Origin of the sequence: Sinorhizobium arboris LMG 14919 (assembly GCF_000427465.1) — a bacterium.
Classification (GTDB): domain Bacteria; phylum Pseudomonadota; class Alphaproteobacteria; order Rhizobiales; family Rhizobiaceae; genus Sinorhizobium; species Sinorhizobium arboris.
Genome location: NZ_ATYB01000014.1, coordinates 1,196,371 through 1,220,872 on the forward strand (window position 1 = coordinate 1,196,371; position 24,502 = coordinate 1,220,872).

At 60.5% G+C, this 24,502-nt stretch carries 24 protein-coding genes; 9 read left to right on the forward strand and 15 right to left on the reverse strand.

The window, feature by feature from the left end:
- The first annotated feature begins 53 nt into the window (after positions 1 to 53).
- Genes SINAR_RS0116935 through SINAR_RS0116945 form a run of 3 tightly spaced genes read left to right on the forward strand, consistent with a single transcriptional unit; the run spans position 54 to position 4,903 of the window.
- The gene (locus SINAR_RS0116935) at positions 54 to 2,003 is read left to right on the forward strand and encodes a PrkA family serine protein kinase (RefSeq protein WP_028000181.1); all 1,950 of its coding nucleotides are present in this window, start codon (positions 54 to 56) and stop codon (positions 2,001 to 2,003) included.
- Positions 2,004 to 2,027: 24 nt separating this feature from the next.
- The gene (locus SINAR_RS0116940; RefSeq protein ID WP_028000182.1) at positions 2,028 to 3,344 is read left to right on the forward strand and encodes a YeaH/YhbH family protein; all 1,317 of its coding nucleotides are present in this window, start codon (positions 2,028 to 2,030) and stop codon (positions 3,342 to 3,344) included.
- A gap of 11 nt (positions 3,345 to 3,355) precedes the next feature.
- Complete coding sequence (locus SINAR_RS0116945; protein ID WP_028000183.1) at positions 3,356 to 4,903, forward strand: SpoVR family protein; 1,548 nt, start codon at positions 3,356 to 3,358, stop codon at positions 4,901 to 4,903.
- Between the two features lie 148 nt (positions 4,904 to 5,051).
- Here the strand turns inward: SINAR_RS0116945 and SINAR_RS0116950 are convergent, their stop codons facing one another.
- From SINAR_RS0116950 to SINAR_RS0116965, 4 genes are all read right to left on the reverse strand, one after another.
- Positions 5,052 to 5,732, reverse strand: a complete 681-nt coding sequence (locus SINAR_RS0116950; protein WP_028000184.1) for a peroxiredoxin-like family protein — start codon at positions 5,730 to 5,732, stop codon at positions 5,052 to 5,054.
- A 510-nt stretch (positions 5,733 to 6,242) separates the two neighbouring features.
- Positions 6,243 to 6,596, reverse strand: coding sequence for a hypothetical protein (locus SINAR_RS0116955; RefSeq protein WP_028000185.1), 354 nt, complete (start codon positions 6,594 to 6,596; stop codon positions 6,243 to 6,245).
- Positions 6,597 to 6,656: 60 nt separating this feature from the next.
- Complete coding sequence (locus SINAR_RS0116960) at positions 6,657 to 6,923, reverse strand: hypothetical protein (protein ID WP_028000186.1); 267 nt, start codon at positions 6,921 to 6,923, stop codon at positions 6,657 to 6,659.
- A gap of 103 nt (positions 6,924 to 7,026) precedes the next feature.
- Positions 7,027 to 7,587, reverse strand: a complete 561-nt coding sequence (locus tag SINAR_RS0116965) for a peptide deformylase (protein ID WP_419761330.1) — start codon at positions 7,585 to 7,587, stop codon at positions 7,027 to 7,029.
- A 154-nt stretch (positions 7,588 to 7,741) separates the two neighbouring features.
- Between SINAR_RS0116965 and mgtE the strand changes: the two genes are divergently transcribed.
- Positions 7,742 to 9,163 (forward strand): magnesium transporter, encoded by a 1,422-nt coding sequence (gene mgtE / locus SINAR_RS0116970; RefSeq protein WP_028000188.1) that lies wholly within the window; start codon positions 7,742 to 7,744, stop codon positions 9,161 to 9,163.
- 86 nt (positions 9,164 to 9,249) lie between these two features.
- Positions 9,250 to 9,636, forward strand: a complete 387-nt coding sequence (locus SINAR_RS0116975; protein ID WP_011975211.1) for a MerR family transcriptional regulator — start codon at positions 9,250 to 9,252, stop codon at positions 9,634 to 9,636.
- A gap of 151 nt (positions 9,637 to 9,787) precedes the next feature.
- Here SINAR_RS0116975 and SINAR_RS0116980 read toward each other — a convergent pair whose 3' ends face one another.
- The 3 genes from SINAR_RS0116980 to SINAR_RS0116990 form a co-directional block, all read right to left on the reverse strand.
- Entirely contained in the window at positions 9,788 to 10,261 is a 474-nt protein-coding gene (locus tag SINAR_RS0116980) for a methyltransferase family protein (RefSeq protein ID WP_028000189.1), read from the reverse strand.
- A 3-nt stretch (positions 10,262 to 10,264) separates the two neighbouring features.
- Positions 10,265 to 11,272 carry a heparan-alpha-glucosaminide N-acetyltransferase gene (locus tag SINAR_RS0116985; RefSeq protein WP_028000190.1) on the reverse strand — a complete coding sequence of 336 codons (1,008 nt, stop codon included), beginning with the start codon at positions 11,270 to 11,272 and terminating at the stop codon, positions 10,265 to 10,267.
- A gap of 119 nt (positions 11,273 to 11,391) precedes the next feature.
- A complete protein-coding gene (locus tag SINAR_RS0116990) occupies positions 11,392 to 12,081 on the reverse strand; it encodes a DUF599 domain-containing protein (RefSeq protein WP_028000191.1) in 690 nt (229 codons plus the stop codon).
- A gap of 633 nt (positions 12,082 to 12,714) precedes the next feature.
- Between SINAR_RS0116990 and SINAR_RS0117000 the strand changes: the two genes are divergently transcribed.
- On the forward strand, positions 12,715 to 14,115 hold the full coding sequence (locus tag SINAR_RS0117000; protein ID WP_028000192.1) for an L-serine ammonia-lyase: 1,401 nt from the start codon (positions 12,715 to 12,717) through the stop codon (positions 14,113 to 14,115).
- A gap of 84 nt (positions 14,116 to 14,199) precedes the next feature.
- A complete protein-coding gene (locus SINAR_RS0117005) occupies positions 14,200 to 14,637 on the forward strand; it encodes a DUF1489 family protein (protein ID WP_028000193.1) in 438 nt (145 codons plus the stop codon).
- Between the two features lie 154 nt (positions 14,638 to 14,791).
- Here the strand turns inward: SINAR_RS0117005 and SINAR_RS0117010 are convergent, their stop codons facing one another.
- From SINAR_RS0117010 to SINAR_RS0117035, 6 genes are all read right to left on the reverse strand, one after another.
- Entirely contained in the window at positions 14,792 to 15,061 is a 270-nt protein-coding gene (locus SINAR_RS0117010) for a hypothetical protein (RefSeq protein ID WP_028000194.1), read from the reverse strand.
- Between the two features lie 150 nt (positions 15,062 to 15,211).
- Positions 15,212 to 16,666, reverse strand: coding sequence for a D-alanyl-D-alanine carboxypeptidase family protein (locus SINAR_RS0117015; RefSeq protein ID WP_028000195.1), 1,455 nt, complete (start codon positions 16,664 to 16,666; stop codon positions 15,212 to 15,214).
- Between the two features lie 242 nt (positions 16,667 to 16,908).
- Entirely contained in the window at positions 16,909 to 17,637 is a 729-nt protein-coding gene (locus tag SINAR_RS0117020; protein ID WP_028000196.1) for a hypothetical protein, read from the reverse strand.
- 259 nt (positions 17,638 to 17,896) lie between these two features.
- Positions 17,897 to 18,505 carry a transglutaminase-like cysteine peptidase gene (locus tag SINAR_RS0117025; protein WP_028000197.1) on the reverse strand — a complete coding sequence of 203 codons (609 nt, stop codon included), beginning with the start codon at positions 18,503 to 18,505 and terminating at the stop codon, positions 17,897 to 17,899.
- Between the two features lie 566 nt (positions 18,506 to 19,071).
- Positions 19,072 to 19,680, reverse strand: coding sequence for a PilZ domain-containing protein (locus SINAR_RS0117030; protein ID WP_028000198.1), 609 nt, complete (start codon positions 19,678 to 19,680; stop codon positions 19,072 to 19,074).
- Positions 19,681 to 19,888: 208 nt separating this feature from the next.
- Positions 19,889 to 20,656 carry a PAS domain-containing protein gene (locus tag SINAR_RS0117035; protein WP_234710616.1) on the reverse strand — a complete coding sequence of 256 codons (768 nt, stop codon included), beginning with the start codon at positions 20,654 to 20,656 and terminating at the stop codon, positions 19,889 to 19,891.
- Positions 20,657 to 20,842: 186 nt separating this feature from the next.
- On the opposite strand from SINAR_RS0117035, the gene SINAR_RS0117040 reads away from it, so the two are divergent.
- Entirely contained in the window at positions 20,843 to 21,574 is a 732-nt protein-coding gene (locus tag SINAR_RS0117040) for a rhomboid family intramembrane serine protease (protein WP_028000200.1), read from the forward strand.
- A 387-nt stretch (positions 21,575 to 21,961) separates the two neighbouring features.
- Positions 21,962 to 22,390 (forward strand): CBS domain-containing protein, encoded by a 429-nt coding sequence (locus SINAR_RS0117045; RefSeq protein WP_028000201.1) that lies wholly within the window; start codon positions 21,962 to 21,964, stop codon positions 22,388 to 22,390.
- 246 nt (positions 22,391 to 22,636) lie between these two features.
- On the opposite strand, the gene SINAR_RS0117050 is transcribed toward SINAR_RS0117045, so the two are convergent.
- Both SINAR_RS0117050 and hisI read right to left on the reverse strand, forming a co-directional pair.
- A complete protein-coding gene (locus SINAR_RS0117050; RefSeq protein WP_028000202.1) occupies positions 22,637 to 23,602 on the reverse strand; it encodes a patatin-like phospholipase family protein in 966 nt (321 codons plus the stop codon).
- A gap of 345 nt (positions 23,603 to 23,947) precedes the next feature.
- Entirely contained in the window at positions 23,948 to 24,400 is a 453-nt protein-coding gene (gene hisI / locus SINAR_RS0117055) for a phosphoribosyl-AMP cyclohydrolase (protein ID WP_028000203.1), read from the reverse strand.
- Positions 24,401 to 24,502 lie beyond the last annotated feature (102 nt).

Sequence of the window (24,502 nt, forward strand, 5' to 3'; positions counted from 1 at the left end):
GCCGAAAGGCAGCGAGCCCGTTTCAACCAAGCGGCCCGCCGCGGGAGAGCACGATGCAAAGGAGTGAATCAGACGTCTTCGACCTCTTTTCGGAGATTTATACGAGTGCAGCGCAAGAAGAGATAAGTCTACAGGAATATCTCCTCGCATGTCGCGATGACAAAAGCATGTACGCCACCGCTCAGGAAAGAATGGTGGACGCAATTGGAGACCCGATTCTCGTCGACACCAGCGCTGACGAGCGTCTAGGACGGATCTTCTCAAACCGAACAATCAAAATCTATCCAGCCTTCTCCGACTTCTTCGGCATGGAAGACACGATCGAGCGGATCGTCGGCTACTTCCGTTATGCCGCCCAGGGTCTGGAAGAACGCAAGCAGATACTTTATCTGCTCGGGCCGGTCGGCGGCGGTAAGTCCTCGCTGGCCGAAAGGCTGAAGAAGCTGATGGAACAGCGGCCGATCTATACGCTGATGGTCGACGGCAAGATCAGCCCGATCTTCGAATCGCCCCTGGGCCTCTTCCATCCCGAGCGCATGGCCGATCTCCTGGAGGACAAATACGGCATCGCCCGCAGGAGGCTGACAGGCCTGATCTCTCCCTGGGCCGCCAAACGGCTGGACGAGGTCGGTGGCGACATATCCAAGTTCAGCGTCGTCAAGCTCATGCCGTCGCGCCTGCGCCAGATCGGTATCGCCAAGACCGAGCCCGGCGACGAGAACAATCAGGATGTCTCCTCGCTCGTCGGCAAGGTCGATATCCGCCAGCTCGAGAACTTCAGTCAGGCCGATCCCGATGCTTACTCCTACAGCGGCGGCCTGAACCGCACGACGCAGGGGCTGCTCGAATTCGTCGAGATGTTCAAGGCGCCGATCAAGGTCCTGCATCCGCTTCTGACCGCAACGCAGGAAGGCAGTTACAACGGCACGGAAAACTTCGGCGCATTCCCCTTCCAGGGCACCATTCTGGCCCACTCAAACGAATCGGAATGGCTGCAGTTCAAGAACAACCGCAACAACGAGGCGTTTCTCGACCGCATCCTGGTGGTCAAGGTTCCCTATTGCCTGCGCGTCACCGAGGAAAAGCAGATCTACGAAAAACTTCTTCGCGAGAGCGAGCTGGTCAGCAATCCCTGCGCTCCCGAGGTGCTGGAGATATTGAGTCGTTTCACCGTGTCCACCCGGCTCGTTCCCCATGAAAACTCGTCTCTCTACACCAAGATGCGCGTCTATGACGGCGAGAACCTCAAGGATGTCGACCCGAAGGCACGATCGGTGCAGGAATATCGGGACGCTGCGGGCGTCGACGAAGGCATGACCGGCGTCAGCACGCGCTTCGCATTTAAGGTCCTCTCCGAAGCCTTCAATTACGACACAAAGGAGGTCGCGGCCGATCCCGTGCACCTGATGTACATCCTGGAGCAGGCCATCAAGCGCGAACAGTTCGCGAAGGAGACCGAGGCAGCCTATCTCGACTTCATCAAGTCGGAACTCGCTACCCGTTACGCCGAATTCATCGGTCATGAGATCCAGAAGGCCTATCTGGAGTCCTACAGCGAATACGGCCAGAACCTGTTCGACCGCTATATCGCCTATGCCGATGCCTGGCTCGAGGACCAGGATTTCAAGGATCCCGATACCGGGCAGATCCTCAACCGCAAGATTCTCGACAGCGAGCTGTCTCAGATCGAAAAGCCGGCCGGGATCGCCAACCCGAAGGATTTCCGCAACGAGGTCGTCAAGTTCACCTTGCGGGCACGCGCCAAGAACCATGGCAAGAACCCGTCCTGGACGAGCTATGAAAAGCTTCGCGAAGTCATCGAGAAACGCATGTTCGGCCAGGTCGAAGACCTGCTGCCGGTCATCAGCTTCGGATCGAAGAAGGACAGCGGCACGGAGAAGCAGCATGCCGAATTCGTACAGCGGATGAAGGAGCGTGGATACACCGAACGGCAGGTGCGGCGTCTCGTCGACTGGTACATGCGCGTAAACAAAGCGGGCTGAGGCTGCGTATGCGGGGGTTAGCTAATGCCGAATTTCATCGACCGCCGCCTCAATCCGAAGGACAAGAGTCTCGGCAACAGGCAACGTTTCCTGAAACGGGCGCGAGAGGAGCTGAAACGAACCATCAAGGAGCGGGTCAAGTCGGGCAAGATCGCGGATGTGGATGCCGAACAGAGCGTGTCCATGCCCGCCCGTGGCGTCAACGAGCCGGCGTTCCAACCGGACTCCAATAGCGGCGAACGGCGCCATGTCCTGCCGGGCAACCGGGAATTCGCGGCGGGAGACCGCATTCCCAAAAGGGGAGGAGGCGGCGGTGCCGGCAATGCCGGCGCCGGCACGGGCCAGAGCGAGGACGAGTTTCAGTTCGCCCTTTCCCGCGAGGAAGTGCTCGATCTCTTCTTCGAGGACCTCGAACTCCCCGACATGGTGAAGCTCAATCTGAAGGAATCGGTCACCTTCAAGCGGCGACGCGCCGGTTTCACCGCAAGCGGCTCGCCGACCAACATCAATGTCGGCCGCACCATGCGCAACAGCTATGGGCGCCGCATCGCATTGCGGCGGCCGTCGCGCCGGGAAATCGAGGCATTGGCCGACGAGATTGCAAGGCTGGAAACGGAACCGCGCGGACGCATCAAGCATCGGCAGCGTCTGGAGGAACTGCGCCAGAAGCTCGACAGTCTCGAGCGCCGGCGTCGGCGCATCCCCTATGTCGATCCGGTGGACATCCGCTTCAATCGTTTCGAGCCGCAGCCTTTGCCCAATGCGAGCGCGGTCATGTTCTGCCTCATGGATGTCTCGGCATCGATGGGGGAACGGGAGAAGGACCTCGCCAAGCGCTTTTTCGTGCTGCTGCATCTCTTCCTCAAACGGCGCTACGAGCGGATCGACATCGTGTTCATCCGGCATACCGATGAGGCGGGCGAGGTCGACGAGAATACTTTTTTCTACAGCAAGCAGAGCGGCGGCACAGTCGTTTCCACGGCCCTGGAGGAGATGCTGCGCGTCATTCGGGAGCGCTATCCTGCGCACGAATGGAACATCTATGCCGCACAGGCGTCGGACGGCGAGAATATCTCGGGCGACTCCGAACGCTGCGCCTCGCTTCTTCACGACGAACTGATGGGACTTTGCCAATATTACGCTTATGTCGAGATTATCGATGAGCGAGAGACGGAGATTTTCGGCACCACCGACAACGGGACTTCGCTCTGGCGGGCCTATCGCACCGTCGACGGCGAATGGCCGAATTTCCAGATGACTCGCATCGCGAAACCGGCGGATATCTACCCCGTCTTCCGAAAACTCTTCGGCAAGCAGCCGGAGATGCAATTGCGCAAGTGAAAGGCGATCGGATGTCAAAGGGTGCCGCCCCGAACCTTCTGTTCCACAGTTCCGACTGGAATTTCGAGACGCTGGCGCGCACCTATGATGCCATCGAGGAGATCGCGCTCGACGATCTCGGGCTCGACGTATACCCCAACCAGCTCGAGATCATCTCCTCCGAGCAGATGCTGGATGCCTATTCCTCGGTGGGCATGCCGCTCATGTACCAGCATTGGTCCTTCGGGAAGCGCTTCGTCTTCGAGGACCATCTCTACCGCAGGGGCCGGCGCGGCCTCGCCTATGAGCTTGTGATCAACTCCAATCCCTGCATCACCTATCTGATGGAGGAGAACACCATGGCCATGCAGGCCCTGGTGACCGCACATGCAGCTTTCGGCCACAATCATTTTTTCAAGAACAACTATCTGTTCCGACAGTGGACCGACGCCAGCGCAATCCTCAGCTATCTGGACTTCGCGAAGAAATACATCAGCAAATGCGAGGAACGGCACGGAACGCCGGCAGTCGAGGCGATCCTCGATTCCGCGCATGCACTCATGGAGCAGGGCGTCTTCCGCTACAGACGACCTCCGCGCCTGTCGACCGAAAAAGAGCAGGAGCGGATGCGCGAGAGGCTGGAATACGAAGAGCAGACCTATAGCGACCTGTGGAGAACGCTTCCGCCCTCGGGGGAGAACAACGACCCGACGCAGTTGGAGCGGGAGATCTCGGAGCGGAAAAAATCGCTGAACCTCCCGGAAGAGAACCTGCTCTATTTCCTGGAGAAGACCAGCCTCATCCTTGAGCCCTGGCAGCGCGAGATACTGCGGATTGTCCGCGTGATCGCTCAGTATTTCTATCCGCAGCGGCAGACGAAGGTCATGAACGAGGGATGCGCCACCTTCGTCCACTATACCATCATGAACAACCTCTTCGACCAGGGCAAAATCAGCGAAGGCGCGATGCTGGAGATTCTCCAGAGCCATACCAACGTCGTTTTTCAGCCGGGCTTCGACGACCCTCGTTTTCCCGGAATCAATCCCTACGCATTGGGATTTGCCATGATGCAGGACATCGAGCGCATCTGCGTCGATCCGACGGCGGAAGATCGCGACTGGTTCCCCGAAATCGCCGGTATCGGCAACTGGCGCGAGACGCTTCTCGATGCCTGGGCGAACCATCGCGACGAATCCTTCATCCTGCAGTTCCTGAGCCCTGCATTGATCCGCAAGTTCCGGCTGTTCCTGCTGACGGACGAGGCGGACGACAATTTCTGCGAGGTGGCTTCCATTCACAACGAGCGCGGCTATGAGGCGATACGTACCGCTCTCGCCCGCAGCTACGACATCGGCACCAGCCAGCCCGACATCCAGGTGATGGATGTCGATCTGCTTGGCGATCGGCATCTGCGCCTGCAGCACAATGTGAAGGATGGCGTGCTTCTGGAGGAGAACAGCCGCGATGCCACCCTGCGCCACGTCCGCCATCTGTGGGGTTACGAGGTCAGCCTCGCCGGCGTCGACATGGAAACCGGAGAAACGCTCTACGAGTGCTCGACGGAGGAACTGTCCGACTAGAACGGGATGAGGAAACCTGTGTGCGGTTTTCCGCCCGCGCTCTGCGCCTCAGCCTATCGGAGGCGATCGCTTTCATGATTTTAGTTAGTTCTTTGTCTTCATGCATGTCGTTGTCCCAAAACCGCTGCACACTTTTGGGCGACATACATTAATAGGCGAGTTGAGAAGCCGCCGACATCAACTCTTCGGGATTCAGCGCCCGGCATAAATTCCGGCCTTCCTCTTCGACTTCTGTGAAACTCCACCGAACCACACCCTCTCGGTCGAGCAGGAAATGGCCGACAAGCTGCATATGGCCGGGAATCCTCACCTGCTGATCGGCTTCTTTGATTTCATATCCATCCTTGTTGCTGAGAAGGTCACCCCCGGCGGCCGGATTCATTGGTTCAGGCAATTCCCCCGGCCAATCGACCCGCATCTCCGTGACTGCGTCCGCTCCGACCTTGTACGGCCAGTCGGTCGCATTCTCCGTGAGTTCCAGGAGGGGTAAGCCGAAGGCGCGGTGCGAAGCTCGCTCGGGATCGGATGCTGCAAGAAGACCGGGTATCGGCTGATAGCGGAAATAAAGACGCGCGCGTTCCACGGGGGTGTTTACCACCGCTAGAGAGTGCACGCCTTTCTCACGCAGGGCTGGATTGAGCCGGGCCATCGCCGCGACATGGCGTCGGCAGAAAGGACAAAGCAGGCCTCGAAACAAACCGATCAACAAAGGGCTGCGGCCGCGAAACTCATCAAGCGCGATCTTCCCCTCGCGAGAGATCGCATCCAGCACGATGTTCGGGGCCCGGTCGCCCGGTTGCAAAGGATGGTCTTGATAATGCGCGGACATTGACAACCTCCTCGCCCGAAGGACCAGTCAAGAAGAGGCAGTATGACAAATGCTTCGCGGTCGATCACGTGCTGGGCGCAAAAGTCCTGCTCGAAAGCATTCGGGCATGCACACCCTGACCTCTCGTCTCAGCGTCAGCCAGGATAGACCTGAGAATGGCCCCATATCGGCCCGCGAGCAAGCGTAAACAGCAGCTCGTGACCGGCGCTACAGGACGCGACACAGCGCCATTTAAACATCTGCAATCTCTTCCCCGTCACAGAAATGCAGAAACTACTTCAAGGCTGTCGGATATGAGGCCGATTAAACGCGACGCGCTTTAAAAATCGCGACACGCTTTAGGTCGACCAGACCTGATCATCGTGGTCCGGAGCGCTTCAGTGCTCCATCGAAGCATTGAAACGCTCTGATACTTTCGGACGGAAAACCGCTGCGCGCTTTTCCTGGAGTTGCCGCCGCTGAGGTCAAGGCTGAGATGAAGTCGGTGGGGAAACGCGCGCGCTCCGGAAATTACTTCTCCGTCCCCTCAGGGGAAATCTGTTGCGATTCGCCGCCGGTGCCGGTTTGGGCCGTCGGATCCCGGTCGGTCGGGACCGGCTGCCCGGTGCCGACGCTGCCCGTCTGTTCCGGTGAGGGGGCGGGTTGAACCTGTTCCGTCTCGGTGAGGCGGTCGTTATCGGTGCTTTCGCCCCAGATTTCCACCGCGCCCCAGACGACGAGGGCAAGGAACAGACCGCCGACGAGCACGCCGAGCACGGGTATGCCTGAGCGGCCCTGTTTCGCCTCCTCGGCAGAGAAATTCTCTCTGTCCGCTCCATGCGTCGCAGAGGGCGGATCACCGCGTTCGTCGAGATATTTGGCCATCGCTTTTAACTCCGTTGACTGTGACTGTGGAACGGAACGGGAGCCGACAATGTTCCGCGATCAGTCTCCGGGCGGCCAGGAGTCGGCGACGCTGCGGCGAACGAGCTTATAGGTGTGGTCGGGCTGAACTTCATAGGTCTCGAAGACCATGGTCCCCTGATGCAGGAACCGGTTCTGGATCATGGTGCCCGGGGCGGCGCGGGTTTTTCGCGACGCGGCGTTTTCGCCATAGGTAAGGCTGCCCGGAAGCGGCTCCAGGTCCGGAGGCGTTGCGGTGCAGCCCGCAAGCGCAGCCACGCAGATGAGTATGAGGCCCATTTTCTTCATCAACTGTCCTTCGCCTTGATTATTGGAGCCGATGGTCGACCGGGAACGGTTTACGGCAGATCGAAGGTGCGCCGCAATCATCGCGTGTCGGGAAATGTCCGGTTCAGTTAAATTTCTCAAATCGCTTGACGGCGCGTTCGCGCTTCAGCCTGGAAAGCCGCCGCAGCCAGAAGAAACCGTCGAGCTGGTCGATCTCGTGTTGCAGGCAAACCGCCATCAGCCCTTCGGCTTCCTCCTCGCGCGCCTCGCCGCCCAGGGATTGAAAGCGCACACGCACGCGCGCCGGCCGCTCTACCTCTTCGACGATGCCGGGCATCGAGACGCTGCCTTCATCATGGCGTACGGTCTCGCTCGACTGCCAGACGATTTCCGGGTTGACGAAGCTGCGCGGTCCCTCCTGTCGGTCTATCTCGATGACCATCACGCGCTGCAGAATGCCGATATGCGGCGCAGTGATGCCTATGCCGGGGGCGGCGCGCATCGTGTCGGCGAGATCGTCGGCGAGTTGGCGGAGATCTTCGTCGAATTGCGTGACCGGCTCCGCGGCCGTTGCAAGCAGCGGGTTCGGAAAGCGTATGATCGGGCGGACAGCCATTGGAAATGTCTCTGCTCGGGTCTGTTGCCGGGACGGCGCCCGGGAGGCTCGCCACATTCGTTTCATCATTTCATATGTTTTTGCAACAGCTTGGATAAATGATCCGAGGGCAGTCGTCGATCGCGTCTGGACTGTGGACGTAGGCGGAGCTTTGCGCTAGCAGGGCAGTGGGGCCGTTTCCGGCGCAGGCTCGGACGGCGGCAATCTCTGGAGGGGCGGGTCCATGAGCAGCACCGGCGACGATGACCGCGGTTCCGACGAAATCGGCGTCCATGACGGCTCGGACATCTACGCCGAGGACGGCTCGGTGCGCTCCGATTTCCTGATGCATGTCGGCGCCGCGATCGCCGATCGCGATACGATCTACCTTCGCCAGCATGTCGCCGGCCTTCACGCCTCCGAACTCGGAGACCTTATCGAGGCGATCCAGCCGGAGCAGCGCATTGCGCTGGTTCTGCTGCTCGGCAAGGACTTCGATCTGGCCGCACTGACCGAAGTCGACGAAGGAATCCGTCTCGATATCGTCGAGCACCTGCCCAACGAGCAGATCGCCGAGGCGATCGGCGAGATGGATTCCGATGATGCGGTCTACATTCTGGAAGACCTTGATCAGGAGGATCAGGAAGAGATCCTCGCCAAGCTTCCCTTTACCGAGCGCGTTCGCCTGCGCCGCTCGCTCGACTATCCGGAGAGCACCGCCGGGCGACGCATGCAGACCGAATTCGTTGCAGTGCCGCCTTTCTGGACGGTGGGGCAGACGATCGACTACATGCGGGAGGACGAGGATCTGCCCGAAAGCTTCACGCAGATTTTCGTCATCGACCCGACCTTCAAGTTGCTCGGGGCCGTCGATCTCGACCGGGTGCTGCGCGCCAAGCGATCGGTAAAGATCGATGCCATCATGCGCGATACGAGCCATTCCGTTCCGGCCGAGATGGACCAGGAGGAGGCCGCACAGCTTTTCGAGCAATACGACCTCCTCTCGGCCGCCGTCGTCGATGAAAACGGTCGGCTCGTCGGCGTGTTGACGATCGACGATGTGGTCGACGTGATCCAGGAAGAAGCCGAAGAGGATTTCCTGCGCCTGAGCGGTGTCGGGGACGAGGAATTGTCGGATTCCGTGGCGGAAGCCGCGCGTTCCCGCGTTCCCTGGCTTTTCGTCAATTCCATAACGGCGTTCGTCTCGGCCTCGGTGATCGGTCTCTTCGATGCGACGATCCAGCAGATCGTCGCGCTCGCGATCCTCATGCCGATCGTGGCGGGGATGGGCGGCAATGCGGGATCCCAAACCATGACCGTCACGGTGCGCGCGCTTGCGACACGCGGGCTTGATATTCACAACGCGCCCAGGATCATTCGCCGCGAGGCGGGCGTCGGTCTCCTGAACGGCATGATCTTTGGAGCCTTCATAGGCCTTGTTGCCGGAGTCTGGTTCCAGGATGCGGATCTCGGTGGCATCATCGCGACCGCGATGATGATCAACATGATGGCTGCGGCCCTCGCCGGCATCCTGATTCCGCTTCTGCTCGAAAAATCCGGCGCCGATCCGGCGGTCTCTTCCGCGGTCTTCGTGACGACGGTAACCGACATAACCGGCTTCTTCAGTTTCCTCGGGATCGCTACGTGGTGGTTCCGCATCGCCTGAAATGCGACGCCGGCCAGTCGGCCCCGTGTTTGACTTTTACGTCAAAGTCAACAATAGTAGGGGTTCGTATTGATTGGAATGGCTGCGTGAACAAGTACTATAGCATTACCGAGCTGACCCGGGAATTCGGCATCTCGACCAGGACGCTGCGCTTTTACGAGGATGAGGGACTGATTCATCCGGAGCGTCGTGGCCGTACGCGTCTGTTCCGCCCCGCCGACCGGCATCTCATAAAGGAGATCCTGCGCGGCCGGCGCATCGGCTTCACCATTGCCGAAATCCGCGAGATCATTCAGGTCTACAAGGACCCGCCCGGCGAGATGGGCCAGCTGCAGCTCTTGATGAAACGGGTCGAGGAGAAGCGCGAGGACTTACGGCAGAAGCGCAAGGACATCGAAGACACGCTTACCGAACTCGACAACGTCGAAGAGGCCTGCCTCACGCGCCTTGCGGAAATCGGCGTCGGCACCTGACCAAGCGAACGCCCGCGCGTCCCTCACTCGGTCGTAGGGCTGAGCGGTAATTGAGGAGACGGCGCATATCGCGCAAGCGAACGTTGCCGCAACGCCCGTACCGCGTGCCTGCAAACTGGGAGGAGGGTGAGCCGGCCTCTTCAATCACCCTTCAAATCCAGCGGGCAGTGTGCCGGCAATATCGCTCGAACTCGAAGCCGAAGCGCGACAGGAGGTGTCGCTCCTCCTTGCGGATCGCGAGCAGGGTCGTCAATCCGACTGCGCCAATGGCCGTGATGAAGAACCAGGGGTTGATCGTCGCCAATCCGAGGCCGACCATCGCGAGCGTGTAGCTGAAATAGATCGGATTGCGCGTGAAGCGAAACGGGCCGCAGGTGACAAGGCAGGTGGCGCACCGATTCGGAAGAACAGCTGTATGGCGGTCGAGGAGGGTTTTGACGGCCCAGAGATCGATGGTGATCGCCAGCAGCATAAAACCGTAGCCCGCGAGCGAAAGAATCCAACTGGGGCCATGCGCCACCGGAACCGGGAAAAGCCGGCCCAGCGCCAGTGCAATCAGAACGGCCGCGCCATAAAGCAGGGCCGGCCATGGAAACTTCAGCGGCTTGGCACGATAGGCATTCATGTCCTAGTCCCCTGATTGCGCGTCCATTGTGCACTGACCGGCGATTCGCGCAATGCGTTCATCCGTGTTCACATCGATTTTGCCCAGGTTCAGATCGTCGAACAGGTTCTGTTCCCTCAGGCGATCGAGCGTGCAACCGCAAAAGGCGCTGCAGGAGATCGCGGAGTTTCCGTTGCTGCAGGCTCGTTCGCAGTTCAGCCGATAGGCCTGCGCCGGATCCGGTGTCGGAGCGGGAACGGCGAGAGAGAACAGATAGACCGCCGCTATAAGCAACGGCTGGTGGATGAGATATACGAGCAGACTGTGACGGCCGCCAAAGGCAAGTGGCGCGATCCAGGGAGCCTCCCCGGTTCCGGCACTTCGGCTGCGCCAGGCGGAGAAAGCCGGGTGGAGCAGCTTTGCGGTGCCGAGGCCGATCAGGAAAGGCGCAAGCCACGGAAGCAGCGGGACGTAATCATTCGAGCGCGGGATCGTTTCCGAGAGGCCGACCCACCAGAGTGCCGGCACGTCGAAAACCGACGAACGCAGATGGAAGGGTGCCGCAAAGGCAGCGGCAGCTGCGAGAAAGGAAACGGCGGCGGGCAACTTGAGGAATAGCAGGCCGACGAGGCTTGCCGCCGCAATGGCGTGGAGAATGCCGAAGAAGATGAACGACTGGGGGAAGGCGAACCAGGTCCCGATGCTGATCAGCGCGGCGGCGCCGGCGATCTTCGCGAAACGCATGGCGAAGGCTCGGGGACGGAGATTCGGGAGCTGGCCGAGCACGAGACTGTAACCCGCAAGAAACAGGAAGCTGCCGGCAATCAAGCGCGCGAACATCCGCCAGCCGCCTGTCCCGGCGGTGCCGGCCGCGACATAGCCGAAGAATTCGAGGTCCCAGACAAAGTGATAGAGAGCCATGGCGACGAGGGCCAGACCGCGAAGCGCATCGAGAAGCGCGATCCGGTTGGTCCGGGTCACCTCCGCGCGGACTTGCGTTTCAGGAGTCGTCGTCGCGCTTTGGTGAGACATCGAATAATCGCTCTGCTGCTGGAGGTGGGTCTACGCTGGCGGCCTCGCGCCAGTCGCGTCGCGATTATGTTGAAATGAGGACGATAAGTCATCCCAGTCAACGCAAAGGATCGAGTGGCCTATGGTCTGCTCTCTATCAGCGCCGCGCGTGCTTCGGAGAAGAACTGCCGCCGTGCCAGCACGAAGATGACGAGGGCGGTCAGCACCATGAAGACGTAGGGGCTGATGAACCAGCCCAGATAGCCGATGGACAGGAAGATCGCCCGGAGCCCGGCATTGAAATGCTTGGCCGCCAGTATGTTCAGGCGGATCGCGCGTTCCGCAGCGCGCTCCGCAGCCGGTTCGTCGCGCTTCATGTCCGCCGTCATCGGAATGCCGCCCATCAGAATCGAGCAGTAGTTGAACAGCCGGTATGACCAGCCGAACTTGAAGAAGGAATAGCCGAACAGGCAGGTCAGTCCGCCGACCTTCAGTTCGAAGGCCGTCCTTCCGCTGCGGAATATCTGCGGCAGATCGCTGAAGATCATCTGGACCTGTTCGGTCGCGCCAAGCAACGCGAAACAGCCGCCGAGCGCGAAGATCGTCGTCGAGGCGAAGAATGCGGTGCCGGCCTGCAGACCGGCGATAATCTGCGTGTCGATCATCTTCAGATCGCGGTTGAGCGAATTGCGGATCCAGCGCGCCCTGTGCTCGTTCATCAATCGCGTCAGGCTGACGCGCTTGAAATTACGCCGCCCGTCGGACGTCCAGGCGAAGCCGGCCCAAAGGAGGACGAAGATGGCGAGCGCTACGTAATCTTCAGTGGTCATGCCGGTTGTTTTGGCATGGCCGTTTGAAAATGCAAGGCGCACGAAGGCCTGTCTTCAGACTCGCGGCCAAATTGCGGCGGGCAGCGACCTGCCGTCTGTGCCGTCCGGACAAGGCGTCCAGCCGGCGCGCAGCAGGCGTTCCGCCTTGCCTCGTCACGGTTTTGCCACATTTCGCCATTGCGCATTAACATTTTCTTCGCTATGGACAGTCCACTTGCCTTATTGGTTACCGAGCTTCGGTATTCGGAGACATCATGGACAAAACAGTAGAGAAGTCGTGCTGGGGCGTGACGGTTCGCGCCGTAGCGGGTTTCGGGGGTGTTCTCGTTCTCGCCTATCTCTTCGGCGGCTTCTGAAAATAGAACGACATGTCAAAAGCGGTGCAGCCTTCGGGCTGCACTGTTTTTTTTTGACTTCCCGCGGCATGCCGGATCTCGAGAACCATGTCGCACCAACAGAATCCAATGTCGGTCGGTCGCCTGACCGATCGGCATAGGATCGCTTAGGGTTCGACCCTATATAAGGGACGATCGACACCGGCCGAGAAGGAAACCGGTGGCTTCGGTTTTATCATCGACGCAGGCGCGAAAGCGCATCGGCGGCACCTCGCGTCAGGCTCTGGGCAGGCAATTCATGTTTCTTTCCGTCTTCGACGTCTTCAAGATCGGTATCGGTCCTTCGAGCTCGCACACGATGGGACCAATGTCGGCCGCCAACAGGTTTCTCGATCTCATCCTGTCGGACGAATGGCCGCGACCGTCTCATGCGGCGGTCGCCAGCATCAAGGTAAGCCTCCATGGATCGCTGGCGCATACGGGCATCGGCCACGGATCGGGCAGGGCGGTCATTCTCGGCCTGATGGGCGAACGCCCTGATCTCGTCGACCCGGACCGGATGGACGAGATCATCGCGGAGGTGGAGCGCACGGGGCGCATCACTCCGCCGGGCCACCTGCCCTATCTATTTCAGCCGAAGGCCGATCTGGTCTTCGATAAGAAGGTACCGCTGCCGGGCCATGCCAACGGTATGTCGTTCTCCGCTTTCGACCGGGACGGACGGCTGCTTCTGAAGCGCATATACTATTCGATCGGCGGCGGCTTCGTGGTGACGGATACGGAGCTGGACGCCATGAGGGCGCAGAAGAACAAGACGGCCGGCGTCAAGGTGCCCTATCCCTTTGCCACGGCCCAGCAGATGCTCGACATGGCCGCCCGTTCCGGGCTGACGATCGCCCAGATGAAGCGGGCGAACGAGGAGTGCAGCATGTCTGCAGACGAGCTCGACGCCGGGCTCGACCGCATCTGGTCGGCGATGAACAGTTGCATCGACCGCGGCCTCAGCCAGGACGGGATTATGCCGGGCGGGCTGAAGGTCCGCCGGCGCGCCCGGGCCATCCACGACAAGTTGCAGGAGGAATGGCGCTCCAACAAGACCAATCCTCTGCTCGCCAACGATTGGCTGAGCGTTTATGCGATGGCCGTCAACGAGGAAAATGCCGCCGGCGGCCGGGTGGTGACGTCGCCGACGAATGGCGCGGCGGGTGTGGTTCCGGCGACGATCCGCTACTATCTGCACTTCCACGACGATGCCGATCAGGAGGGCATCCGCGATTACCTGCTGACCGCGGCGGCGGTCGGCGGTATCATCAAACATAACGCCTCGATTTCCGGCGCGGAGGTCGGCTGTCAGGGCGAAGTCGGATCGGCCTCGGCGATGGCCGCGGCGGGCCTTGCAGCCGTGATGGGCGGGACGCCCGAGCAGATCGAGAATGCGGCCGAGATCGCACTCGAACACCACCTCGGAATGACCTGCGATCCGGTCGCGGGCCTTGTCCAGGTGCCCTGCATCGAACGCAACGCCCTAGGCGCCGTCAAGGCCGTGACTGCCGCCTCGCTCGCGCTCAAGGGCGACGGCAAGCATTTCGTACCGCTCGACGCCTGTATCGAGACGATGCGTCAAACCGGCGTGGACATGAACGAGAAGTACAAGGAGACATCGACCGGCGGACTCGCGGTCAACGTCGTCGAGTGCTGAGCGTAATCTGAAGCCGACGAGCCTGTGGACGAAGGCGCCCGCACGGCTTGACCGCAGCCGCCGGCCGGGTGTTGAAGATTTGCCATGGCTTTGCATCTCATTAAGCTCTGTGTCGGCGCAGAATCCATCGACGACCTGCGCGAATGGGTCTCGCGCAAGGCGCTGGCGGCGATCGCCGCCGGGCAGCAGCCCCACTCCTTTCACACCACGCGGATGGTGCCCAAGCGCACGGAAGAGCTTCTCGCCGGCGGTTCGCTTTACTGGGTGATCAAGGGATATGTGCAGGCGCGTCAGCCGCTGATCAGCATAGAGACCTTCACCGACGGGGAGGGCATCGGTCGCTGCAATCTCATTCTCGGTCCGGAGGTCGTGGAGACGGAACTGCAGCCGCGTCGGGCTTTCCAGGGCTGGCGCTACCTCGAAGGCAAGGAAGTCCCGCGCGATCTTGCCTCGCTCGCCGCCGATGGCGGTGAGATGCCGTTGGAATTGCGGCGCGAACTTGCCGAACTCGGCTTGCTATAGCGACGAACATGCAGCAGTGGCGCATCCCGGTCCGAGCGGGACTAGAAAAACAATGTGCCGCCTCCCGCCTCCCAACCCATTACAATCGATCACGTTCATGATTTTAGGCCGACCGGGCTGATTTTAGGCCGACCGGGCCTAAAATCATCTTGATCTAGTGCAGGCGCATTCTGAGGGGGTGGCTGCGACCCGGTGTCGCAACGTGCAGATGGATGTTCGCCCGAGGCTGCGTCGAACGCCAGGCACGAGCGCCGTGGGTGAGGAGCATGCCCACCAGATCGCGCGTCTTTGCTTTGGACCGGTTCAGGCCGATGTCGGCAATGCGCATTGCCGCTTCATGCAGCGGATGCAGCCGAATTCGCGAAGACCTTGCTTTCCGTTCGGGCATCAGGGTGTCGCCGGGGACGTTCTCGTTCACTGCCATGCTGACCTCGTTACGCTATACAAATCCGAGGAGGACAGCCGGAAAAACGCCCGGCTGCCGCTACAGCGCCGCGCGATTCGTTACGCGCGGAAGGTCGCTGTAGCACTTTGATCCGCTGCGTGCTTTTGAACATGCAGCAGATGGCGTCTCTTACTGCTGGCTCGCCCAGCAAGCGAAGCCTTTCTTCTTCAATGCCTTGCATGCGTTGACGGCCTTGTCCTGATCGTCGAAGCCGCCGAAACGGGCACGGTAGACCTGAGCTCCACCATTGCTGAACGCGACCGTGAAGGGGGTGGCGTTCAGCAACGCCTTGCCGCCCTTTTCCTTGGCATTGTCGAGCAGCGTCATGGCTTGCGTCTTGTCGGGCGTCGCGCCGATCTGGATGACCCAGCCCTGCATACCGAGACTCGCTTCGGTTTGGGCTTCCGCCTTGGCGGGTGCCGTTTCAGCCGTCGCGACGGAGTTGGTGATCTGCGTGTCGACGTCGCCGGCAAGCCTGGCGCTCTGGGCATCGAGCGTATTCGGCGCGGCCTTGGTACGCAGCACGGGGTTGTCGGAGGCAGGCTCGGTCGATGCATAGGCCATTTCGACGCCCCTGGCGCTTTCCCCGGTATAGCGGAAATCCGGAACAGGCCCCGTATTCGGCAGGTTCGTGGCCGCCGACGCGACAGCCACCGCTTCCGCCACAGGTGCGGCAGGAACCTCGGCGATCAGATTGCCGCTGCCGCGGCGCGATGCGGCAGGCATGTATTTGGCGACCAGCTTGCGCATCTGTGCATCGCGTGCGCCGCCCGACGTACCGCCCATGACGACCGCCACGATGCTGCGCCCGTCGAACTGCGCCGAGGTGACAAGATTGAAACCGGAAGCGCGCGTATAGCCTGTCTTGATACCGTCCACCCCACGAACATTGCCGAGCAGCCGGTTATGGTTGCCGATCGTCTGCTTGCCGAACCGGAAGCTGCGCGTGGAGAAATAGTCGTAATATTGCGGGAAGTGCTGCCGGAGCGCGATGCCGAGGCGGGCCTGGTCGCGGGCTGTCGTCCGCTGTTCGGAATTGGGCAGGCCATGGGCGTTGCGATAGGTCGTACGCGTCATGCCGAGCGCGCGCGCCTTGTTGGTCATCATGCGGGCGAAGCGGTCCTCGGAACCACCCAGGAGCTCGCCGAGCGCCGTTGCCGCATCGTTGGCCGAGCGCGTCACCAGCGAGAGGATCGCCTGCTCGACGGTGATCGATTGACCGGCGCGCACGCCGAGCTTCGACGGCGGCTCCGCCGAGGCCTTCTTGGAAAAGGGCACCGGCGTGTTCTTGCTGATCCGCCCGGCTTCCAACGCCTCGAAGGCGAGGTACAGCGTCATCATCTTCGTCAGCGAGGCCGGATAGCGTAGTTGGTCAGCGTCCTCGCCGTAGAGAACCTTGCCGGTCTTCGCGTCGACGACGATGCCGGCATATTTGGGATTGGCGAAGGCGGGTGCCGAAAAGGTCAGCACGGCGATCAGGCCGGCGAGAAAAATCCGCCCCATAACTTCAGAAAAGACGCCAAATGGGCGTTTCGCGGGACCAAAAACAACGGATTGAGACACTGTATTGCTCTTCATTCTCATATCAGGGGTGCCGTCCGGACGCCGTCTCCGGATACGGCCTTTCCTGAGACAGTATCGTGATAGCGTTACCAATCGGTTTATGATGAATGATTGGTAGCCCGTCACGGGTCGTTTCGTTCAGGATCGGCACCGTCAGCCCGCACGAGATCACGATGATCAGACAGCTCGGCCGAAGCCCCGCACACTCCCCCTCATCTCGCCTCTAGCCGGCGGACTGGCTGCATCACGACTCTTCGTCAAAATCACGGCACGCGATGCGCACGGACGTAAGTTTCTATCGAATTTTCGATGGTACGCCACTGCGGCAGCAACCTGCTGGAGAAACGGTAGAGAATGATGAGGTCCTTGCCCATGTGAACGTCGCGCTGACAATCGGCGCTGGTCGAAGCTGCGGGACTCTCGGGCAGCACGCAGCGCAGCACATAGGGAGCGCGCCCATCCCTTTCGGCGGTGAAGAAGGCTTCGCCGGCGTAGCTGGAGTCCGGCTCTGCATCGTATCTGGTCAGCCCCCCTGGGCCGGCCTGTGGTGTATCTTGCAGGACATGGCGATAGACGGGAGCGAGGCGCCCTGACATGTCGCGCGACATCGTGCTCTGTGCAATCTGCAGGAAAATCAGGTTTTCCGGCCGGGTGATGTCGTCGAACAGTGGCCGCGTCTCTTCGCTGTAGCCTTGAAGCCCTGGCCAGGTGAGGTAGAGATCCACGCGCTCGGCGATGCCGGTGGCCCGTTGATTTTCGAAGCGAATGACATTCGCAGGCAGGCGCAAGTGATCCTGGCCGATGAAGATGTCGTAGGTCTCGCGGCTTGCCGTGTGGCCGGCCTGCGCGAGGTATTCGCCGAACCAGCGTCCGGAAAACGAAAGGGCGGTCGTCAGTACAAAGAGGATCACGACCAATGCCGCCGCCTTGTAGACGACGCGGGAGGAAAGGAGCGGCAGGAGTTCCGGTTCGGGAATGTGGGGCGGTTTCATGGCTGCGCCGTCCGCTACGATGCCTGATGGGGGGCGCGTTCTATCCGGCCGAATCCTGCTCGATAATCCTGGCCCGCGGAATTCGTTCACGGCCAATGCTCGTCCAACTTGGTTAATATTGGGTGAAGCGCGGCAATGTCTGCGCCTCAAGAAAAGAAATGGCCGGTTCCAGGGAACCGGCCGGGACCTCGGTTTGGAAGGGACAAGTACCGACCGAGGTCCGATCGGGGCACGGGTCAATGCGGGCGCCTGTTCGGCATTACCTCGCGCTGACGCTGCCGACGGCGAGAGCGCGGCCATCCTGAAGTTTGACCCAGCGCCCGGCATGCTCCGAGGACTGCCGCTTCAGGTAGGTATATTCCGTGTCCGACCAAAGCAGCACCTTGCTGCGCATGTTGTCGAGAATGAAGTCGCCGCGGTCGGTGCGGACCGTCAGGACGGCATGGCCGTCGCCGTTCGGCTGCAGGACGACGGTGATCAGGAGGTCGGCAGGTGAGAAGCCGCTTTCGATCAGCTTGCGGCGCTTCAGTAACACGTAATCCTCGCAGTCGCCGACCGTATCCGGATAGGACCAGACCTCCTCGACGCCGTGGATCTCCATGTCGGTCATCGGGGTGATCGCCTGGTTCACCTCGTAGTTGACCTCGAGGATCTTCCGCCAGCCCTCGCGTGTCAGTACGGCCGGGCCATGGTCCGCGCCGGTGGCCGCGCATTCGGAGGAATTGGTCTTGCAGAACTCATAATGGCCTATCGGCGGGTTGGTCGCGCCGCCGACCGTCATGTTCGCCGACACCGCATATGCCGGACCAGCCATGAGGCCGGCGGCAAGGGTTGCGGCAGCGATCGCCATGTTGATGATTGTGCGCATATTTGTCTCCCCGTTGTGGTTCGACATTGGCACGGAGTTTTTTACCGGCGGCGAAGATCGGAAGTAAAATCAAGAACAAACTCGAATAACATAAGAATAAAAGTTGATGGGAACTGTAATAAAATTCGACTCAAATTTTATCGAAATTTGCGCTGCTTACCGGAGGTCGCCGAAGAAAGGCAGCGGGAAACCCGTATAAGCTATTGAAACATTTTGGCAAATTATGGCTGGCGCGCGGAGGTGGAGACGCGGATACACGCGCAGGCAGCCGTGAGGCGGTGGCTGCGGTTGGCGTCGAAGGCTGCGCTGGAGTAGGATCAGCCCGCCCTGAAGTGTAACGTCCGGTTTACTACAAAGTAGTTCCGTTGCCGGTGCAACACGGAAGGGCTGATTTTGGCATGCCGCTGTTCTCTGAATCGCGGAGAAGCGCCGACTTCGTCTTGCGTCCTTCCGGACGCAAGCCGCAGCGCACTTTTTCCGGAGCCACGCCACGGCGAAGGCTGGTCCAGGGCGGCCGTTGACGCAAGCGTCTCTTCTTCAAATCATTCTCGGCTTTCTTCGGGCATTTACAGAAACTCTGTCAGTGCCTCGCGGGACTGGATGCCGGAGAATTCGATAGCGACGCCTTCCTGGAAGTGACGGACGATCCTGCCCTTCATGTTCCCGAGCTTGACCGGCGCTCCTAAGGCGGGCCGTATGTCGATGTCGATCGCGGCACCGGAGAGCGAGAGGTCGATGATCCGGCAGCTGTATCTCTCGCCGGTCTCGACTGTGAGTTCCGTCAATGTCTTGCGCGGCGCAAGCCGGTCATGACGCCGGTCCTCCGGAAGGCCCAGTTCGTGTTTGTTTGCGATCCAGGTCAACTGGGCCGCAAGCTTCTCGCGTTTGCGTTCAGTGGCGTTGAGCTGGATCACGAACGCGTCGTCCGCAATGCGCGACACTGTGCCTTCGAGGCGGCCGACATGGTCGACATAGGCTATGATCCGCTCACCGCCGCGCGGGCGCGCGGGGGAGGCGAAAAGAACGTCGCCCGGCGACATCTCCAATGCGGTACAGTCATATTCCTCATGGTTCGCAAGCATCAGTCGCCCCGAAAGATTAACCGAAACGCGCTGAAACGCGCTTTCCTGATGTGGTTTCCGGGCGCCGTTTTGCGCATGCTGGAAGGAGAACATGATCACTCTGCGATGGATATATTTTGCAGGCGAAAGTATAGAGTGCAGCGGTTAATAGAAGGTTCGCTGTTCAGCTTGCACATCGGCCTTCGGCAATCGAGTTCCGGAAAGCACGACGCGCGGATTCGACGAGCCAGGGCTTCTTTTGAGCGTCCCTTTGGACGCCCTGCTTTCTGAGCATCTCGCTTCTCTCCGAAGCGATGCCGGCTCAGTTTCGTCTCCCACCCGCGAAGACGCGCAGATGCAGTGTCTCGCGGATTGGGCGATCGTAAGCGTTGGGGATGGCGGTCACGCCGCCGGTCGCGGCTCGTTCTGACGCAGGAAATGGCTCCGCATCGACGGCGCGCCAGTCGTCCAGGACAAGGTACTGCAAGGGCTTCATGTGTAGCCACATCGGACGTGACAGCGGTGACAGCGCTCCGAGCACGCGGTCGCCCGTTCCGTCGGGAGAGGCGAGGGGGGTGAGCAGGATTTCCACTTCCAGACATTCCCCGGTAGCGGTTGCCCCCGAGGCGGCCACGAGCATCGGCGTGCATCGTTTCATGACCTGACCGGCGATGCTGGCAGCCTCCTCCTGCTGTTCGCTGAGCCACAAGGCGGAGAATTGCCGGTGGCGAAGTTCGTCGCCGAACAGGCCGCAGATGTGGGTGCCGGCGAGACGAAAGTGTATGCTGCCGTCCGCATGCCCTTGGAGAATAAAGACGTTCGGCAGAAGCGAACGAATATCTGCCGGTTGGATTTCGTCACGGCGCGGGAGATCGCGGTCGCCTCGGACATCGTTCCAATATTGAAACAGCTCCACCGTCGTTCTGCTGCGCATGTTGCGGTCCGGTCCCTGTTGCGGCGCAGATCGTATCAAATCGAGACGGCCTGCGACCTTTTGCGTGATCCTGAAGTGCATGGAGCGATTTTCGTGCCACGGCAAAATTAAGGTTAACGGCCGGTTTCGATTGCGCTCGACGCCGACGGCTGTCATTCCATTCGGCAGGACTTCACGAAGGTTTGCCTTCAGCACATCGACTGACGCGCCGCGGACCGGCGCGTGACGCCGTTCAGTTTTCACTGGACGGCCTTTTTTTGTTTGCTTATCCCTTTGCGCGCCACTGCGGGCGGTTCGCGGCCGTCTGAGCGCAACCGCAGCGACGGAAGAGAAGAGGGCAGCATGGAACGGGATCAGACGGCAACTTCACCGGAAACCGAAGCCGAGAGTACCGATGTCCGCAGTCGAGAACCCGCCTTCAACCTTCCGCCGGGGCTGACCGGCATCCTGTTGTTTCTCATCGCGGTTCATGTCCTGAGGACTTATGTCCTGCCGGCCGAGCTCGACCAGGAGCTGATTCTCAACTTCGCCTTCCTGCCGGTGCGCTATACGCTCCCCCTCAGCGAACAGGGCCTGGTCTGGCTCTGGACGCCGGTCACCTATTCCTTTCTGCACGGCAGCTGGGAGCATCTCATCTTCAACATCTTCTGGATGATCGCATTCGGCGCACCCGTCGTAAGGCGGATCGGGATCGCCCGCCTCGCCATTTTCTGGTGCCTTTCGGCGGCTGCCGCCGTCGGATTGCACGTCATATTCCACTGGGGAGAGATGGCCGTGGTGATCGGGGCCTCGGGCGTAGTCTCGGGCTTGATGGGGGCTGCGGCTCGCTTTGTATTTTCCCCGAGCGGTCGCATCAGCCGCCAGTTTGCCCATCTCAACCGACGGCTGTCGTTTGCGGAGACGCTGACCAACCGTTCCGTGCTCGTCTTCACCGGGATCTGGTTCCTGACCAATTTCCTGGTGGGGTTCGGCATCTTGTCGATCGGAGGGGCGGGAAGCGTAGCCTGGGAGGCGCATATCGGCGGCTTCCTCTTCGGCTTTCTGCTGTTCGCGCTCTTCGATCCCCGAGGATAGGGCCATGCAGGAGGCCCAACGATCGGGCGCGCCTTCTGTCGATCGGGTGCGATAGTCGATCGTTTCAACCGCCGAATCTTCGTGATGCCCGATTCTGCAGCAGAGGCAGAAGCCTTTCTGTTGAAGTCTTGATTTCCTGAGGTCGCTGGCGCACCATTGCTTGCGGTCGCCGAATACATTGATTGCTCGAGGCGGCCGCGCAAAGGCCGGGTGCCGGCGTAGCCTTGTGCTGAGGAGCGCCAAGGACTGTGCTGGTGCCGGAATGGGTACGGGTTTCCTGCGGCCGTCTGCACTGTCACCGCGTCTTCCCTCCATCGGGAGTGCAGCGACCGACATGGCTGGAATCTCTTCCCGTCGGCCCGGTTTGTCGCAACGGGAGATGTGCGCATGTCAGTGAAAGCGATTCTCAATGAAAAGGGCCACAACGTCGTCACGGTTACAGAACAGGTGACGGTTCAGCAGGCCGCGACTTTGCTGCATGAAAATCATATCGGGGCCGTTGTCGTCGTCGATGCGGAGGAGCGTATCGTCGGCATCATGACGGAGCGAGACATCGTCGCCTCGATCGCCCGATATGGCGCCGCCTGTCTCGATAAGCCGGTGTCTTCCGTTATGTGGCAGAACGTCTATTGCTGTCGCGAGGAAATGTCCGTCGACGCGCTGATGGAAATGATGAGCAAGTTTCGCGCACGCCATCTGCCCGTCGAGCGGGAGGGCCGGCTGGCCGGCATCGTTTCGATCGGAGACGTGGTCAAGTATCACATCCGCGCCATTGAGAACGAGACCGAGCAGATCAAGGCCTATATCGCCGGCTAAGCACTTCCTTCCTTTGATCGGATCAAAATGCTGCAGCGACCTTTGCGCGTCTGATAGGACGCGCGGCGCTGTAGGAAACCTGTCGGAGGAATGCAATCTCTGCTCTTTCCTCATCTCTGTGCCCGTCACAGAAATCCAGCGCTGTGGCGCGGGGAAAAGGGATGAGGAGATCAACCAAGCCGCGGCGGGTGTCCCGAATCTCAACAGGCCTCGGAACGCTTGGCCCCCGCAAGACCTCCCGGGCTTTCAACGAGGCAGCGGTTCCTGCATGCGCCGGATTTCCGAAAGCTTGGTCTTGGCTTCCTGATAGCCCCGGTCGATCGCTTCGCCGGCACGGTGGAATTCTGAAAGTCCAATATCGTTGAGTCGCGGATGCAGAGAGAGATCCGGCGGATCGCCGGCAAGCCGGGCGCGCGAAATGCGGTCCTGAATGATGTTGAACGCCTGGACCATGACGCTGGTCATGCCGAGGCGTGCCGAAAAGCGGTTGGCATCGGTCGCCGGTGTATCGGGCGTTTCCATGCCGGCGCTATGCTTGACGACGGCCGAGCGCCCGTAGACGTCATAGTTCAGGTTGACGGCGACGACGTGCAACTGCTCATGTGCGCGGCAGACCGAAACGGGAACCGGATTGACCAGTGCGCCGTCGATGAGAGTCCGTCCGTTGGCGTTGACGGGTTCGAAAATGCCGGGCAAGGCATAGGATGCCCGAATGGCGGTAATGAGGGATCCTTTTTCGATCCATACCTCGTGACCGCTGTAAACTTCCGTGGCGACTGCGACAAAGGGTCGGTTAAGGTCCTCGATACTGAGGTTCTGCAGATGCTCCTGCATACGCTTGGTGAGCCGCAGCCCACCAAAAAGGCCGCCGCCGCCGATCGCAAAATCGAGCAATCCGGCGATGCGGCGCACGGTAAGCGAGCGGGCGAAGCTTTCCAATTCCTCGAGCTTGCCGGCGAGATAGCAGCCACCCACGAGCGCACCGATCGACGTGCCGGCGATCATTCCAACTTCGATGCCCTCCTCGTCGAGTGCTTTCAGGACGCCGATATGGGCCCAGCCGCGCGCAGCACCCCCGCCGAGCGCCAGCGCGATTTTGGGTTTCACTGACTGGGAAATTCGTGGTGCTGGAGGAGTGGTCGTAATCGACGAGCCGTTCGCGCCGGAAAGATCGGCAATCTGACTGTTACGCGTAAATGTCCAGTTCAGCATCCGGCACCTCCGACACCGCCGAATAGATTGCTTCCGTCACACGGGCCTAGCAGGAACGCCCTGCCAAGCCGACCACTGCACTCTCCTTGTATCGACGCGATCCGCCTATCGAAACAACGGGTGCCGACCTTTCGTCCGGTTGCTGAAAGACCGGCACCACGATCGAGATTAGCACCGAACCGGCTACAAATACGGCCAGCCCGATAAACATTGGATACAGCCTGCAACACATTTTGGTTCTCGGCCGTTACCGCGGGAACCAACTTACAAGATTAATGATTAGATGCCCGTTTGGTTGCTAAAAGATGAATATATCAGCGAGGCGAACCAGGAAAACGCAGATGCTCAGTTCTCGGCGTAGATCTGCGCCGGATCGAAATGTCTGTGGTCGTCGGTGATCGCCACTTTCGCTTCGTCGCCGTCGACGCTGACCGTCCGATAAAAGCACGAGCGGCGTCCGGTATGGCAGGTGGCATCGTGACCGGCGACAGAGACTTTCAGCCAAATCGCGTCCTGATCGCAATCGGTTCGAATTTCGAGGACGGTCTGCAAATTGCCCGAGCTTTCGCCCTTCTTCCAGAGACGGTCGCGTGAGCGGCTGTAGTAATGCGCAATACCGGTTTCCAGCGTCAGGGCCAGTGCCTCGGCGTTCATGTGCGCGACCATCAGCAATTCGCCGTCGCGTGCATCGGTCACGACAGCCGTGATCAGGCCCTTCTCGTCGAAGCGCGGGGTGAAGGCCGGACCGATTTCCAGTTCGGCCTTGTCCTGTGGGGGGGAAGCGAAAGTGAGCGTCATCGCCTGAGCTCCGCTACGGCGCCGCGCGTCCCGATCGGACGCGCAAGGTCGTGTAGTCTTCGGGGTTGCTGCATGTTTCCAAGATCGGAACATGCGTTGACG

Bases quoted from the DNA above. Each gene is read 5' to 3' on its own strand.
- SINAR_RS0116935 (WP_028000181.1), top strand. From the start codon at position 54: ATGCAAAGGAGTGAATCAGACGTCTTCGACCTCTTTTCGGAGATTTAT.
- SINAR_RS0116940 (WP_028000182.1), top strand. From the start codon at position 2,028: ATGCCGAATTTCATCGACCGCCGCCTCAATCCGAAGGACAAGAGTCTC.
- SINAR_RS0116945 (WP_028000183.1), top strand. From the start codon at position 3,356: ATGTCAAAGGGTGCCGCCCCGAACCTTCTGTTCCACAGTTCCGACTGG.
- SINAR_RS0116950 (WP_028000184.1), bottom strand. From the start codon at position 5,732: ATGTCCGCGCATTATCAAGACCATCCTTTGCAACCGGGCGACCGGGCC.
- SINAR_RS0116955 (WP_028000185.1), bottom strand. From the start codon at position 6,596: ATGGCCAAATATCTCGACGAACGCGGTGATCCGCCCTCTGCGACGCAT.
- SINAR_RS0116960 (WP_028000186.1), bottom strand. From the start codon at position 6,923: ATGAAGAAAATGGGCCTCATACTCATCTGCGTGGCTGCGCTTGCGGGC.
- SINAR_RS0116965 (WP_419761330.1), bottom strand. From the start codon at position 7,587: ATGATGAAACGAATGTGGCGAGCCTCCCGGGCGCCGTCCCGGCAACAG.
- mgtE (WP_028000188.1), top strand. From the start codon at position 7,742: ATGAGCAGCACCGGCGACGATGACCGCGGTTCCGACGAAATCGGCGTC.
- SINAR_RS0116980 (WP_028000189.1), bottom strand. From the start codon at position 10,261: ATGAATGCCTATCGTGCCAAGCCGCTGAAGTTTCCATGGCCGGCCCTG.
- SINAR_RS0116985 (WP_028000190.1), bottom strand. From the start codon at position 11,272: ATGTCTCACCAAAGCGCGACGACGACTCCTGAAACGCAAGTCCGCGCG.
- SINAR_RS0116990 (WP_028000191.1), bottom strand. From the start codon at position 12,081: ATGACCACTGAAGATTACGTAGCGCTCGCCATCTTCGTCCTCCTTTGG.
- SINAR_RS0117000 (WP_028000192.1), top strand. From the start codon at position 12,715: ATGTTTCTTTCCGTCTTCGACGTCTTCAAGATCGGTATCGGTCCTTCG.
- SINAR_RS0117005 (WP_028000193.1), top strand. From the start codon at position 14,200: ATGGCTTTGCATCTCATTAAGCTCTGTGTCGGCGCAGAATCCATCGAC.
- SINAR_RS0117010 (WP_028000194.1), bottom strand. From the start codon at position 15,061: ATGGCAGTGAACGAGAACGTCCCCGGCGACACCCTGATGCCCGAACGG.
- SINAR_RS0117015 (WP_028000195.1), bottom strand. From the start codon at position 16,666: ATGAGAATGAAGAGCAATACAGTGTCTCAATCCGTTGTTTTTGGTCCC.
- SINAR_RS0117020 (WP_028000196.1), bottom strand. From the start codon at position 17,637: ATGAAACCGCCCCACATTCCCGAACCGGAACTCCTGCCGCTCCTTTCC.
- SINAR_RS0117025 (WP_028000197.1), bottom strand. From the start codon at position 18,505: ATGCGCACAATCATCAACATGGCGATCGCTGCCGCAACCCTTGCCGCC.
- SINAR_RS0117030 (WP_028000198.1), bottom strand. From the start codon at position 19,680: ATGTTCTCCTTCCAGCATGCGCAAAACGGCGCCCGGAAACCACATCAG.
- SINAR_RS0117035 (WP_234710616.1), bottom strand. From the start codon at position 20,656: ATGACAGCCGTCGGCGTCGAGCGCAATCGAAACCGGCCGTTAACCTTA.
- SINAR_RS0117040 (WP_028000200.1), top strand. From the start codon at position 20,843: ATGGAACGGGATCAGACGGCAACTTCACCGGAAACCGAAGCCGAGAGT.
- SINAR_RS0117045 (WP_028000201.1), top strand. From the start codon at position 21,962: ATGTCAGTGAAAGCGATTCTCAATGAAAAGGGCCACAACGTCGTCACG.
- SINAR_RS0117050 (WP_028000202.1), bottom strand. From the start codon at position 23,602: ATGCTGAACTGGACATTTACGCGTAACAGTCAGATTGCCGATCTTTCC.
- hisI (WP_028000203.1), bottom strand. From the start codon at position 24,400: ATGACGCTCACTTTCGCTTCCCCCCCACAGGACAAGGCCGAACTGGAA.